The sequence below is a fragment of the Citrobacter sp. EC_71 genome (assembly GCF_019584005.1).
GTDB classification, from domain to species: Bacteria; Pseudomonadota; Gammaproteobacteria; order Enterobacterales; family Enterobacteriaceae; genus Citrobacter; species Citrobacter werkmanii.
The window spans coordinates 59,732-72,462 of record NZ_VDAY01000015.1 but is presented as its reverse complement, the minus strand read 5'-3'; the positions used below and the strand labels follow the sequence as shown (position 1 = coordinate 72,462).

The following is a 12,731-nucleotide window of genomic DNA, read 5'->3' as shown; positions in this document are numbered from 1 at the left end:
CGTAGTAAAAGCGCTATTGGAAATGCTACAATCCCGCGCTTACACTTATTCAGTAACGTTTTTCAGGAGACACGATCATGGCCAGCAGAGGCGTAAACAAGGTGATTCTCGTCGGTAATCTGGGCCAGGACCCGGAAGTACGCTATATGCCGAATGGTGGCGCAGTTGCCAACATTACGCTGGCTACTTCCGAATCCTGGCGTGATAAAGCGACCGGCGAAATGAAAGAGCAGACTGAATGGCACCGTGTTGTGCTGTTCGGCAAACTGGCAGAAGTCGCCAGCGAATATCTGCGTAAAGGTTCTCAGGTCTATATTGAAGGCCAGCTGCGTACCCGCAAATGGACCGATCAGTCCGGCGTAGAAAAGTACACCACTGAAGTTGTGGTTAACGTTGGCGGCACCATGCAAATGCTGGGCGGCCGTCAGGGTGGTGGCGCTCCGGCAGGCGGTGGTCAGCAGCAGGGTGGTTGGGGTCAGCCTCAGCAGCCGCAGGGCGGCAATCAGTTCAGCGGCGGCGCGCAGTCTCGCCCGCAGCAGTCAGCTCCGGCAGCGCCGTCTAACGAGCCGCCGATGGATTTCGACGACGATATTCCGTTCTAACTTTTCTGTTTTATACGAAAAATTATGGCTACCTCAAAACTGGGGTAGCCATATGTAATTTTTTATCAGTTCAACACCATCGGCCAGTCTGGCGGTGTGTGGCTCATCACTTCAACCATCACGTTTTCAATGTTTTTCCAGATTGCGGACATATCCACCAGGGTTATGCCGAGCAGCCCGGTTGCAAACCAGCAGGCGAAAACCAGTCCCAAACCGCTACTAATGACGGCCAGGCCAATATAATCTGATTTACGAAAACGGATATTGAGCGTACTGGCTAAAAACATCAGCACCGCGCTGAGTAGCTGCCATCGCAGAAGAACCACGCCAGTTGTTATCGTTGCCATGAAAAAACGTCCTCAGAAAGTCTTGATGCCCATGACAGCGCGGGGGTGTTCACCGAGGGTGTAGTACTCTGGCTCTCGACGGGCAATAACACGAATGAAACATTGTTTCTGTTACATGAATTGTGTGAACTATATCACATTTGCTCGTTTGTTCACCAGTGTTAGAGGTTATTTTTGCAAGGTAATAGCCATGCTTTCTATGTGGTTATGTTTAATAAAAAAACCGATAACAAATAATCTAATAAAAAGATGCATATGAATTACCTGTTATGTTTATCCTAAATTATTCGTTAAAAAATTTAATGAATTTCTTAAACGCGACCAGGATAATGCTCATAAAAAATTACTACTTGTTGATAATAATGTTATGAAATAAGCATAACTTTAAGTTTGCCTTACGGAAAAATAATATCATCATCAACTATTATCAGATTTTTACATAGAGAAGTCTGTTGCTAATAATGATAGATTCATGCAACTTAATCAGTCAGTGTTTATAGCATCCCGCCTAATGGGTTCTGGCATATACGAAACAGGGAAATAGGGCTGACATGAATCACAGTGCGCGACGCAAGATGCTGAAGTTCTTCGGAACATTCATGGTGGTATTGCTCCCCGTGGTACTGGCGTTATGGTTTGCTCACATCCGGGCGATGTCCGAAACCCGTAATCAACTCAGCTCTTTTGCTCAACTGGTGTTAAATAAAACGGAATTGGTGATCTTCCAGGCCGATTTAGCGCGTGATATGGCCCAGTTGTACCAGGGTAAGATGTGTACTCCTGCCCATCAGAAAAGTATGCTGAATATTATTCGTGGTCGTTTATATATCAGTGAGCTAATTTATGCGCAGGGCGATCATTTTTTGTGCTCTACGTCAATGATGCCGCGAGTCCCATATATTATGGCGACAGCCGACTATAAACGCGCGCCGGACGTCTCCATCTATTACTACCGCGATACCCCCTTTTTCGCTGGCTACAAAATGACGTACATGCAACGGGGAAACTACGTTGTCGTCATCAATCCATTATCTTACAGCGAAGTCATGTCAGATGATCCGGATCTGTCCTGGGGGGTGTATGACACGGTAACAGATACCTTTTTCTCTTCCAGCGAAGGGGCGAATATTGCGCAATTCTCGCCGCTGATACGCGATGAGGCCTCAACATTCCAGCAGGGCGAGCGCTTCTATACCATCGTACATTCAGGAAAACGACCCATTGCGATTATTGTTTCGACCTCTGACGCTCGTGTGAATCAGATTTTCTATCATGAGGCGGCGTTAACGATCCCCTTTGGGATTATCTGCAGCATCCTGATACTGCTCATGTGGTGGCGCACGCGTCAGGAATACCTCTCTCCCCGCCGCTTATTAAAACGTGCGATCAAGAAACGTCAGCTTTGCCTGTACTACCAGCCGATCATTGACATCAAAAATGGACAATGTGTCGGGGCGGAGGCTTTGCTACGCTGGCCAGGCTGTAAAGGTGAGGTGATGAGCCCAACGGAGTTTATTCCGCTGGCGGAAAAAGAGGGAATGATTGAGCAGATCACGGATTACGTTGTTGAGGAAGTCTTCAACGATTTGGGGTATTTTCTTTCGGCGAATCCTCAGTTGTCTATCTCGATTAACCTCTCTGCTTCTGACTTTCATTCATCACGACTGATTGCCCTGATTGCTGAAAAAAATCATGAGTACTCCGTGGCGGCCCAGCAAATTAAAGTTGAGGTTACAGAGCGTGGCTTTATCGATGTACATAAAATGACGCCCATCATCCAGGCGTTCCGCCAGGCCGGTTTTGAAGTGGCGTTTGACGATTTTGGCACGGGATATTCCAACCTCCATAATTTGTCAGCATTGAATATCGATATCCTGAAGATCGACAAATCGTTTATTAGCACGCTGGCCACTAACAGCACCAGTCACTTGATTGCCGAACATATCATCGAGATGGCGCAAAGCTTAAACCTGAAGACGGTTGCGGAAGGGGTGGAAACGGCGGAGCAAATCGCGTGGTTGCTTGAACGCGGCGTACAGTATTGCCAGGACTGGTATTTTGCGAAGGCGCTGCCGCCGCAGGAGTTCATGGATTGGATAAAACGCTCGCCCGCCATACTGACGCAGAGCGGGCAATAATTTTACAGGCGGTGGCGGTAATCGCTGGGAGTACGATCAAACTCTCGGCGAAATACGCGCGAGAAGGTTTGCTGCGATACATAGCCAAGATCCATCGCAATATCGAAAATAGGCCGTTCGGTCGTCCGTAGTTCAACGGCGGCCAGCAGAAGCCGACGTTGGCGGATGTAGTCACCCAGCGTCTGGCGCATCACCGTGCGGAACATTCTCTGCAAATACCACTTTGAGTAACCTGATTTTTTCGCAACCGCCTCAATGTTCAGCGGTTGATCGATATGTTCATCAATCCATTCAATAAGGGTCTGAATAATCTGCTGATGGGACATAGAGTTGCCTCTTTCTCAGTGTTCGATTCGTCGTTTTGTCTGTGGGCGAGTATAATTCCTCAAGTTAACTTGAGGTAAAGCGATTTATGGAAAAGAAATTACCCCGGATAAAAGCGCTGCTCACGCCAGGTGAAGTTGCAAAGCGTAGCGGTGTGGCGGTATCGACCCTGCATTTCTATGAAAGCAAAGGATTAATCAGCAGTATGCGCAACAGCGGCAATCAGCGTCGATACAAACGCGATGTGTTGCGTTATGTCGCGATTATCAAGATTGCCCAACGTATCGGCATTCCACTGGCCACCATCGGCGACGCGTTAGGCGTATTACCGGAAGGGCATTCGCTCAGCGCCAAAGAGTGGAAGCAACTCTCTTCGCAATGGCGCGAGGAGTTAGACCGACGCATTCATACTCTGGTGGCGTTACGCGATGAACTGGATGGGTGTATTGGCTGCGGCTGTTTATCCCGCAGTGATTGCCCGTTGCGTAACCCCGGCGATCAGCTTGGCGAGCAGGGGACCGGGGCGCGCCTGCTGGAAGACGATTGATTGGTATAAAACTAAAGCGCCACAGAGGGCGCTTTAGTTTGGTTCCGGTCTTTGTCTTTCACTCTATCCCGTTGGTTCACGGGAGGGTTTCCCCCGACATCAACACCCCTCAGTCGAGCACGTTTGGGGAGGTTCCGGTCTGTGTTGATAAAGTAAGTGTAAGCCACACCGTTCTATTTGCCAGTGAATTGATTGCTTTTTAGCCAAAAAATTTTCCGCATCTTCATGCATTTTTTTGCGCGAGCAGACGTGAAAAATAAATGCAAATCTTGTAATAACTCAGCGAAATTTGTTGCCAGATTGCGCATTGACGATAACGTTTGCGCATCGTCTGGCTATTTCTTGCGCATTATAAGAAGAAATGAGTAAAAAGCGGCAAAGTTCAGTTGAAAACCAACGTATGATCGCTGGATAATCGTTTGCTTTTTTTTATCACCCGTTTTTTATGCGCGGAGCTAAACGTTTGCTTTTTTGCGACACCCCTATTGACGCAAAGCTGGCACATGGAGAAATCGTTTAGCAGGCAGTGGATTGTCCACCACGCATAATGACGAAAAAATAAACTCTCAGGGGATGTTTTCTATGTCTACGCCTTCAGCGCGTACCGGCGGCTCACTCGACGCCTGGTTTAAAATTTCGCATCGCGGCAGTACCGTTCGTCAAGAAGTCGTTGCCGGATTAACGACGTTCCTGGCCATGGTCTACTCCGTTATCGTCGTTCCGGGGATGCTGGGTAAAGCCGGATTCCCGCCTGCCGCTGTGTTTGTGGCAACCTGTCTGGTTGCGGGCGTCGGTTCTATTGTTATGGGCCTGTGGGCGAACCTGCCGTTGGCGATTGGCTGCGCCATTTCGCTGACCGCGTTTACCGCATTCAGCCTGGTGCTGGGACAACATATTAGCGTGCCTGTGGCGTTGGGCGCGGTGTTCCTGATGGGGGTTCTGTTTACCATCATTTCTGCGACCGGTATCCGTAGCTGGATCCTGCGCAATCTGCCGCAGGGCGTTGCGCACGGTACGGGGATTGGTATCGGCCTGTTCCTGCTATTGATTGCGGCCAATGGCGTTGGTCTGGTTATTAAGAACCCGCTGGATGGCCTGCCGGTTGCGCTGGGCGACTTCGATACCTTCCCGGTGATTATGTCGCTGGTTGGTCTGGCGGTGATTATTGGTCTCGAAAAACTGAAAGTACCGGGCGGCATCCTGCTGACCATTATCGGTATCTCCATCGTCGGCCTGATTTTCGATCCGGCCGTGCATTTCTCCGGTATTTTTGCCATGCCGTCTCTGAGCGATGAAAACGGCAACTCGCTGATTGGCAGCCTGGATATTATGGGCGCACTGAACCCGATCGTACTGCCGAGTGTGCTGGCGCTGGTCATGACCGCTGTCTTCGATGCGACCGGAACCATCCGCGCGGTAGCCGGACAGGCGAATCTGCTGGATAAAGACGGACAAATTATCGATGGCGGCAAAGCGCTGACCACCGACTCCCTGAGCAGCGTGTTCTCTGGTCTGGTAGGGGCCGCACCAGCGGCGGTTTACATTGAATCCGCAGCGGGTACGGCGGCAGGTGGCAAAACTGGCCTGACGGCGATCACCGTTGGCGTATTGTTCCTGCTGATCCTGTTCCTTTCTCCGCTTTCTTATCTTGTTCCTGTTTACGCAACGGCGCCTGCGCTGATGTATGTGGGGCTGCTGATGCTGAGCAACGTGGCGAAAATCGACTTTGCTGACTTTGTCGACGCGATGGCGGGTCTGGTCACTGCAGTATTTATCGTGCTGACCTGTAACATCGTTACCGGCATTATGATTGGTTTTGCTACCCTGGTCATTGGTCGTATCGTCTCTGGTGAATGGCGCAAACTGAACATCGGTACGGTGGTGATTGCTATCGCGCTGGTGGCCTTCTACGCGGGCGGTTGGGCTATTTGATTTTGCTTCGATGGCTCCTGAAAACGGGTGGCTCAGGCCGCCCGTTTTTATTTTCAGAACACACTCGTTGTCTTTTGCGTTACTCTCAAGTAGATAGAATTAAGGCACGACGCCTTTATCACCAATCATAAGAAACATCGCAAACAGGGAACGCATGGAAATCTTTTTCACCATACTCATCATGACCCTTGTGGTCTCGCTGTCGGGGGTATTTACTCGCGTATTGCCCTTCCAACTCCCATTACCCCTTATGCAGATCGCCATCGGCGCCTTGCTGGCGTGGCCGACGTTTGGTTTGCATGTGGAATTCGATCCTGAGCTGTTTCTGGTTCTGTTTATCCCGCCGCTGCTGTTTGCCGATGGCTGGAAGACGCCAACGCGTGAGTTTCTGGAGCACGGGCGAGAGATTTTCGGCCTTGCGCTGGCGCTGGTTCTGGTCACGGTGGTCGGGATTGGCTTTATGATTTACTGGCTGGTGCCGGGGATCCCTCTCATCCCGGCTTTTGCGCTGGCGGCCGTGCTGTCGCCAACCGATGCCGTCGCCCTTTCCGGTATTGTAGGTGAGGGGCGTATCCCGAAGAAAATCATGGGCATCCTGCAGGGCGAAGCGTTGATGAACGACGCGTCCGGCCTGGTCTCGCTGAAATTTGCCGTGGCCGTGGCGATGGGCACGATGGTATTTACCGTCGGCGGCGCGACGGTTGAGTTCTTCAAAGTGGCGATTGGCGGCATCCTGGCTGGTTTTGTCGTCAGCTGGTTATACGGACGCTCCCTGCGTTTTCTTAGCCGCTGGGGCGGTGATGAGCCAGCAACGCAAATCGTCCTTCTGTTCCTGCTGCCGTTTGCGTCTTATCTGATTGCGGAACACATTGGTGTTTCAGGTATCCTCGCGGCGGTCGCTGCCGGCATGACGATTACCCGCTCCGGCGTGATGCGCCGCGCGCCGCTGGCGATGCGTTTACGTGCTAACAGCACCTGGGCGATGCTGGAATTTGTGTTTAACGGCATGGTCTTCTTACTGTTAGGACTGCAGTTGCCGGGAATTCTGGAGTCATCTTTGGCGGCGGCAGAAGTCGATCCGAACGTTGAAATCTGGATGCTGTTTACCGATATCGTGCTGATTTACGCCGCGCTGATGCTGGTACGTTTTGGCTGGCTGTGGACCATGAAGAAGTTCAGCCTGCGCTTCCTGAAGAAAAAGCCGATGGAGTTTGGCTCCTGGACAACGCGTGAAATCCTGATTGCCTCCTTTGCGGGCGTTCGCGGGGCTATTACCCTCGCCGGTGTGCTCTCCATTCCGCTGTTGTTACCGGATGGTAGCGGCTTCCCGGCGCGTTATGAACTGATCTTCCTCGCCGCGGGCGTGATTCTGTTCTCGCTGTTTGTCGGCGTGGTGATGCTGCCGATTCTGCTGCAACATCTGGAAGTAGCGGACCATTCGCAACAGCAAAAAGAGGAGCGCATTGCCCGCGCTGCCACGGCGGAAGTAGCGATTGTCGCGATCCAGAAAATGGAGGAGCGACTGGCCGCAGACACCGAAGAGAACATCGATAACCAGTTGCTCACCGAGGTGAGTTCACGCGTGATTGGTAACCTGCGCCGACGCGCCGACGGGCGCAACGATGTGGAAAGCTCGATGCAGGAAGAAAACCTGGAGCGACGGTTCCGTCTGGCGGCGCTGCGTTCAGAACGCGCCGAGCTTTATCATCTGCGCGCCACGCGTGAAATCAGCAATGAAACGCTGCAAAAGCTATTGCACGATCTGGATTTGCTGGAAGCGCTGTTGATCGAGAACCAATAAACGGTAGCACGATGTAGGCCGGATAAGGCGTTCGCGCCGCATCCGGCGAAAGATGTGCCTGATGGCGCTGCGCTTATCAGGCCTACATAAAATTAACCATCATGTAATTTGCGAGCCGCTTTCCTGAACTGATCTGCTTGTCTTGTCGATTCCCTCTTTTCTCCATACGGTTGAGAAAAGGGGGAAACATGTCCAACTATCGACGAAATTACATCAACGGAGGAACCTGGTTTTTTACGGTGAATCTGCAGGACCGTCGAAGCCAGCTTCTGACAGCCAACATTCACGCGCTTCGGTGTGCAATCGCTGCGGTCAAAACGGCCAGACCATTTCGGATCAATGCCTGGGTCGTATTGCCTGAGCATATGCATTGCATCTGGACGTTGCCTGAAAATGACGCTGATTTTTCATCCTGCTGGCGGGAAATTAAGAAGCATTTCACCCGATCATTGTCTGCCCGACATGTTTGGCAACCTCGCTTTTGGGAACACACTCTCCGCGATGAGCACGATTATCGCCAGCATGTTGATTATATTTACATTAACCCAGTGAAGCACGGGTGGGTAAAACAGGTACAGACATGGCCTTTTTCAACATTTCATCGCGATGTGAGGCGTGGTTTGTTCCCGCAAAATTGGGCAGGTGAAATAATGGATTTTAATGCGGGTGAACGTGCCTGATGGCGCTACGCTTATCAGACCTACGGGGTCGCACGATGTAGGCCGGATAAGGCGTTTGCGCCGCATCCGGCATTTTACGACGCCTGCGTTAACCAAAACCCTTCGCAGCATTTCAGCCACGCCTGAGCGCTGTGCGACAGATACACACCTTCGCGCCAAATCATGCCCAACTGCCAGCGTAAGTCGCTTTCCAGAGGGATCCAGCGCAGCGTTCGCTTATCCAGTCGCTGGCAAATCGGCTCCGGTAAAATGGCGATCCCGACGCCGGCCTGGACCATTGCCGCCAGAAAATCCCACTGTCCGCTACGCACAGCGATACGCGGTTTTACGTTGTGCTGGTTAAACAATTCAAGCAGTTGACGGCTCAACGCGAAATCTTCGTTGTAGATAAGCAGCGGATGCTCCGCCAGCGCTTCGGGGGAAATGGAGTCGCACGTTGTCCATTGACCGGAGCGGGGGACCAGCACGCAGAGCGGATGACTGAAAAGCGGTAAAGTCGCCAGACCACTCTCTTCTTCAACCGGTAGCGCGGTCATCGCAACATCCAGATCGCCGTTCATCACCGCCTGCTGGACGGTTAAACCGCCAAATTCAGACACCTTCAGTTCCACGCCGGGATAACGCTGGCGAAAAAGGCTGATGGGGCCAGCCATCAACATACCAACCATAGGCGGGATACCGAGGCGCAGCACGCCCTTGTTGAGGTGATTGATGTCGCTGAGTTCTGCTTCGAGCTGGCGAAACTCGGCGAGGATCGCCAGACCGCGTTCGAACACGACCTGTCCGGTATCGGTCAACAACAGCCGCCGTCCGTCGCGGATGAGCAGCGTGCAATTAAGCTCGTCTTCAAGGTTCTTCAGCATTTTGCTGATGGTGGGCTGGGTGACAAAGAGTTTCTCCGCTGCGCGGGTAAAGCTCTGCTGACGCACCACCTCAACAAAATATCGCAGCGTTCTGATATCCATGATTATTCCTTAAGACTATGCCTGCAATGATTTTAATTCATTTCAGTCCTGGACGGGGGCTCTCTATACTGGCGCTCTCTATTTTTTAAGGACATACCCTCATGGCTGTGGCGATAAGCCGCGTGACGCCTGCCGTTATTCATCGACTCCAGATCCCCGTTCAGGTTCTGTTGTACGCAGGTCTCTTTGTTTTTGCTCAATACCTTGTCTCCTGGCTGCATCTGCCGCTTCCTGCCAACCTGGTTGGGATGGTGCTGATGCTGGCGTTGATTGTCTGCCGGGTTATCCCGCTGAACTGGATCCGCGCGGGTGCTCGCTGGTTACTGGCTGAAATGCTGTTGTTTTTTGTCCCGGCGGTGGTCGCCGTCGTTAACTATACGCAACTGCTACTGGTTGATGGCTGGCGTATTTTTGCCGTTATTGCGCTAAGTACGATGATGGTGCTTGGCGCAACGGCATGGGTCGTGGATAAAGTGTATCGCTATGAAATGAGCAGGTTAAACCGTGAGTAATTTCCAGTTAAGCGTGCTGTGTCTGGTGATTACGCTGGGCATCTATTTTGCCAACAAGCGCCTGTATCGCCGCTTTCGTAAATTACCGCTGATGCCGTTAGTGCTTACTCCGGCGCTATTGGTGCTGATGTTGGTCTTTGGACATATCTCCTGGCAAAACTATATTGGTGAATCGCACTGGCTGCTATGGCTGCTAGGTCCTGCAACCATTGCCTTCGCCGTTCCGGTCTATGACAACCTCTCCGTGATTAAACGTCACTGGATGTCGCTGACGGCGGGTGTGGTTACGGCGACCCTGGTGGCGGTCACCAGTTCCGTCTGGTTGGCGCGCCTGTTTATGCTGCCTGATGAAATTCAGCGCAGTCTGGCGGTGCGGTCCGTCACTACGCCATTTGCGCTGGCGGCGGCAGAGCCATTGGGTGGTCAACCGGATCTGGTGGCATTGTTCGTGGTCGTGACTGGCGTATTCGGGATGGCGGTCGGCGATGTGCTGTTTTTGCGGCTCTCTATTCGCGAAGGGATGGCGAAAGGCGCAGGTTTTGGCGCTGCATCGCACGGCGCAGGCACGGCTCGCTCATATGAGCTTGGCCAACAGGAGGGCGTAGTGGCTAGCCTGGTGATGATGCTTTCTGGCGTGGTGATGGTGCTGGTAGCGCCGCTGGTTGCAAGGCTGATGTTCTGAGAGAGGCAGTAATCCTCCGGCCCGGAAGCCGGAGGAGAGGGAAGATTAGTGCGCGCGACCTTGTTCTACGCCATACCCGGTCTGGGAACGGATGAACTGAGCACGGAACTGCTCGCGTTCGCGGTTACCTTCTTCTGAGTTATCGGTAGCAGAGAAGAACCAGATCCCGAGGAACGCTACGCTGATGGAGAACAGCGCCGGATACTCATACGGGAAAATGGCTTTTTCGTGACCCAGGATTTGTACCCAAATTGTTGGGCCAAGCACCATCAGCACGACGGCCGTCAGCAGACCTAACCAGCCGCCCATCATTGCGCCACGCGTGGTCAGTTTTGACCAGTACATGGAGAGCAGAATGATAGGGAAGTTACAGCTGGCTGCGATAGCAAATGCCAGTCCCACCATGAAGGCGATGTTCTGGTTTTCGAACAGCACGCCGAGCACGATAGCAATCACACCCAGCACCAGTACGGTAATTTTCGATACCTTCAGCTCTTCGCGCTCGGTTGTGCCTTTGCGGAATACGTTGGCGTACAGGTCGTGAGAAACTGCCGATGCCCCCGCCAGCGTCAAACCAGCAACCACTGCCAGAATGGTGGCAAACGCCACTGCCGAGATGAAGCCGAGGAACAGGTTCCCGCCCACCGCATTCGCCAGATGTACCGCCGCCATGTTGTTACCGCCGATAAGCGCGCCAGCAGCGTCTTTATACGCAGGGTTGGCACCAACCAGCATGATCGCGCCAAAGCCGATGATAAAGGTCAGGATGTAGAAATACCCCATAAAACCGGTGGCATAGAACACGCTCTTACGCGCTTCGCGGGCGTCGCTGACCGTGAAGAAACGCATTAGGATGTGCGGCAAGCCCGCCGTACCAAACATCAGGCCGAGACCTAACGACAGCGCGGAGATCGGATCTTTCACCAGCCCGCCCGGACTCATAATGGCTGAACCTTTCGGGTGTATCGCCATCGCTTCGGTGAACAGATTGTTGAAGCTAAAGCCAACGTGCTTCATCACCATAAAGGCCATAAAGCTGGCGCCGAACAGCAACAGAACGGCTTTGATGATCTGTACCCAGGTGGTTGCCAGCATGCCGCCAAACAGGACATACATCATCATCAATACGCCAACCAGTACGACGGCAATGTGGTAGTTCAGGCCAAACAGCAGCTCAATCAGCTTACCCGCGCCGACCATCTGCGCGATCAGATACAGCGCGACCACCACCAGGGAACCACAGGCCGAGAGAATACGAATTGGACCTTGTTTCAGGCGATAAGAGGCCACGTCGGCAAAGGTGTAGCGACCAAGGTTACGCAGACGTTCAGCAATCAGGAACAGGATAATTGGCCAGCCGACCAGGAAGCCGAGCGAGTAAATCAGTCCGTCATAACCGGAGGTAAAGACCAGCGCGGAAATCCCGAGGAACGATGCAGCAGACATATAGTCGCCCGCAATCGCCAGCCCGTTCTGGAAACCGGTGATGTTACCGCCAGCGGTGTAATAGTCATTGCGCGAACGTACGCGCTTAGACGCCCAGTAGGTAATACCAAGCGTAAAGATGACGAAAATCAGGAACATGATAATCGCCTGCCAGTTGGTTGGCTGGCGTTGGACTGCTCCGCTTATAGCATCCGCCGCGTTTGCGGCGAAGGGCAGCGTGGCGGCAAGCGCCGTCAGGACTCTCTTCATGATGCTTTAACCTCGTGCAGAACCGCATTGTTCAGGCGATCGAATTCACCGTTTGCCCGCCAGATATAGATCCCGGTCAGGATGAAGGAGATAAGGATCACGCCGACCCCAATCGGAATACCCCGGGTGACGCTGGTTCCCGCGTGCAGCGGAGTACCCAGCCAACCAGGCGCAAAGGCAATCAGTAAAATAAAGCTGATGTAAACTGCCAGCATGATGATGGACAGAATGGTGGCAAACCGTTGCCTTTTTTCAACTAACTCCCTGAAACGCGCACTGTCTTCTATCCGCTGATAAATATTGTCATTCATCACAGAGCTCTCCAGAGGTCCCCTGCGTCTTTCGCGCTACAGGTTCGTTGGCCGCACTCGTTACTCGGCCCATCCCTGGGCCTCGCCCCGGTGGGGCCGTTACAAGTAACGTTCAAATCTGTTCCAGACAGATTTGTCACCCCAGTCACATAGTGAACTATGCTCCTGAGGATGTGCTCGCTTGCCGCCTTCCTG

13 protein-coding genes are annotated in these 12,731 nt (G+C 52.6%); 8 read left to right on the top strand and 5 right to left on the bottom strand.

Going from position 1 to position 12,731, the window contains the following annotated elements; translation table 11 throughout:
• Positions 1-77 precede the first annotated feature (77 nt).
• Entirely contained in the window at positions 78-602 is a 525-nt protein-coding gene (ssb1, locus tag FHD02_RS16675) for a single-stranded DNA-binding protein SSB1 (RefSeq protein WP_003826621.1), read from the top strand.
• A gap of 65 nt (positions 603-667) precedes the next feature.
• Here ssb1 and FHD02_RS16670 read toward each other — a convergent pair whose 3' ends face one another.
• Positions 668-949, bottom strand: coding sequence for a YjcB family protein (locus FHD02_RS16670; protein ID WP_038636276.1), 282 nt, complete (start codon positions 947-949; stop codon positions 668-670).
• A 551-nt stretch (positions 950-1,500) separates the two neighbouring features.
• Here FHD02_RS16670 and FHD02_RS16665 point away from each other — a divergent pair.
• Positions 1,501-3,087: an EAL domain-containing protein gene (locus tag FHD02_RS16665; protein ID WP_220394106.1), complete on the top strand. Its 1,587-nt coding sequence runs from the start codon at positions 1,501-1,503 to the stop codon at positions 3,085-3,087.
• 2 nt (positions 3,088-3,089) lie between these two features.
• On the opposite strand, the gene soxS is transcribed toward FHD02_RS16665, so the two are convergent.
• The gene (soxS, locus tag FHD02_RS16660; RefSeq protein ID WP_005132611.1) at positions 3,090-3,413 is read right to left on the bottom strand and encodes a superoxide response transcriptional regulator SoxS; all 324 of its coding nucleotides are present in this window, start codon (positions 3,411-3,413) and stop codon (positions 3,090-3,092) included.
• An 86-nt stretch (positions 3,414-3,499) separates the two neighbouring features.
• Between soxS and soxR the strand changes: the two genes are divergently transcribed.
• The 4 genes from soxR (at position 3,500) to FHD02_RS16640 (ending at position 8,371) form a co-directional block, all read left to right on the top strand.
• Positions 3,500-3,958: a redox-sensitive transcriptional activator SoxR gene (soxR, locus tag FHD02_RS16655; protein ID WP_003826630.1), complete on the top strand. Its 459-nt coding sequence runs from the start codon at positions 3,500-3,502 to the stop codon at positions 3,956-3,958.
• Positions 3,959-4,540: 582 nt separating this feature from the next.
• Positions 4,541-5,890 carry a guanine/hypoxanthine transporter GhxP gene (ghxP, locus tag FHD02_RS16650; RefSeq protein WP_038636284.1) on the top strand — a complete coding sequence of 450 codons (1,350 nt, stop codon included), beginning with the start codon at positions 4,541-4,543 and terminating at the stop codon, positions 5,888-5,890.
• Positions 5,891-6,044: 154 nt separating this feature from the next.
• On the top strand, positions 6,045-7,691 hold the full coding sequence (locus FHD02_RS16645) for a Na+/H+ antiporter (RefSeq protein WP_137361116.1): 1,647 nt from the start codon (positions 6,045-6,047) through the stop codon (positions 7,689-7,691).
• A 188-nt stretch (positions 7,692-7,879) separates the two neighbouring features.
• A complete protein-coding gene (locus FHD02_RS16640; protein WP_220394105.1) occupies positions 7,880-8,371 on the top strand; it encodes a transposase in 492 nt (163 codons plus the stop codon).
• 74 nt (positions 8,372-8,445) lie between these two features.
• On the opposite strand, the gene FHD02_RS16635 is transcribed toward FHD02_RS16640, so the two are convergent.
• Complete coding sequence (locus FHD02_RS16635; protein WP_137361118.1) at positions 8,446-9,336, bottom strand: LysR family transcriptional regulator; 891 nt, start codon at positions 9,334-9,336, stop codon at positions 8,446-8,448.
• A gap of 101 nt (positions 9,337-9,437) precedes the next feature.
• On the opposite strand from FHD02_RS16635, the gene FHD02_RS16630 reads away from it, so the two are divergent.
• Positions 9,438-9,848 carry a CidA/LrgA family protein gene (locus FHD02_RS16630; RefSeq protein ID WP_042312969.1) on the top strand — a complete coding sequence of 137 codons (411 nt, stop codon included), beginning with the start codon at positions 9,438-9,440 and terminating at the stop codon, positions 9,846-9,848.
• Positions 9,841-10,530, top strand: a complete 690-nt coding sequence (locus tag FHD02_RS16625) for an LrgB family protein (protein WP_137370419.1) — start codon at positions 9,841-9,843, stop codon at positions 10,528-10,530. The genes FHD02_RS16630 and FHD02_RS16625 overlap by 8 nt, the downstream gene beginning before the upstream one ends.
• A 45-nt stretch (positions 10,531-10,575) precedes the next feature.
• Here FHD02_RS16625 and actP read toward each other — a convergent pair whose 3' ends face one another.
• Positions 10,576-12,225 (bottom strand): cation/acetate symporter ActP, encoded by a 1,650-nt coding sequence (actP, locus tag FHD02_RS16620; RefSeq protein ID WP_220394104.1) that lies wholly within the window; start codon positions 12,223-12,225, stop codon positions 10,576-10,578.
• A complete protein-coding gene (locus FHD02_RS16615) occupies positions 12,222-12,536 on the bottom strand; it encodes a DUF485 domain-containing protein (RefSeq protein ID WP_006688274.1) in 315 nt (104 codons plus the stop codon). Before FHD02_RS16615 ends, actP begins: the two co-directional genes overlap by 4 nt.
• Positions 12,537-12,731 lie beyond the last annotated feature (195 nt).

Coding starts and splice junctions, on each gene's coding strand:
- ssb1 (WP_003826621.1), top strand. CDS start 78: ATGGCCAGCAGAGGCGTAAACAAGGTGATTCTCGTCGGTAATCTGGGC.
- FHD02_RS16670 (WP_038636276.1), bottom strand. CDS start 949: ATGGCAACGATAACAACTGGCGTGGTTCTTCTGCGATGGCAGCTACTC.
- FHD02_RS16665 (WP_220394106.1), top strand. CDS start 1,501: ATGAATCACAGTGCGCGACGCAAGATGCTGAAGTTCTTCGGAACATTC.
- soxS (WP_005132611.1), bottom strand. CDS start 3,413: ATGTCCCATCAGCAGATTATTCAGACCCTTATTGAATGGATTGATGAA.
- soxR (WP_003826630.1), top strand. CDS start 3,500: ATGGAAAAGAAATTACCCCGGATAAAAGCGCTGCTCACGCCAGGTGAA.
- ghxP (WP_038636284.1), top strand. CDS start 4,541: ATGTCTACGCCTTCAGCGCGTACCGGCGGCTCACTCGACGCCTGGTTT.
- FHD02_RS16645 (WP_137361116.1), top strand. CDS start 6,045: ATGGAAATCTTTTTCACCATACTCATCATGACCCTTGTGGTCTCGCTG.
- FHD02_RS16640 (WP_220394105.1), top strand. CDS start 7,880: ATGTCCAACTATCGACGAAATTACATCAACGGAGGAACCTGGTTTTTT.
- FHD02_RS16635 (WP_137361118.1), bottom strand. CDS start 9,336: ATGGATATCAGAACGCTGCGATATTTTGTTGAGGTGGTGCGTCAGCAG.
- FHD02_RS16630 (WP_042312969.1), top strand. CDS start 9,438: ATGGCTGTGGCGATAAGCCGCGTGACGCCTGCCGTTATTCATCGACTC.
- actP (WP_220394104.1), bottom strand. CDS start 12,225: ATGAAGAGAGTCCTGACGGCGCTTGCCGCCACGCTGCCCTTCGCCGCA.
- FHD02_RS16615 (WP_006688274.1), bottom strand. CDS start 12,536: ATGAATGACAATATTTATCAGCGGATAGAAGACAGTGCGCGTTTCAGG.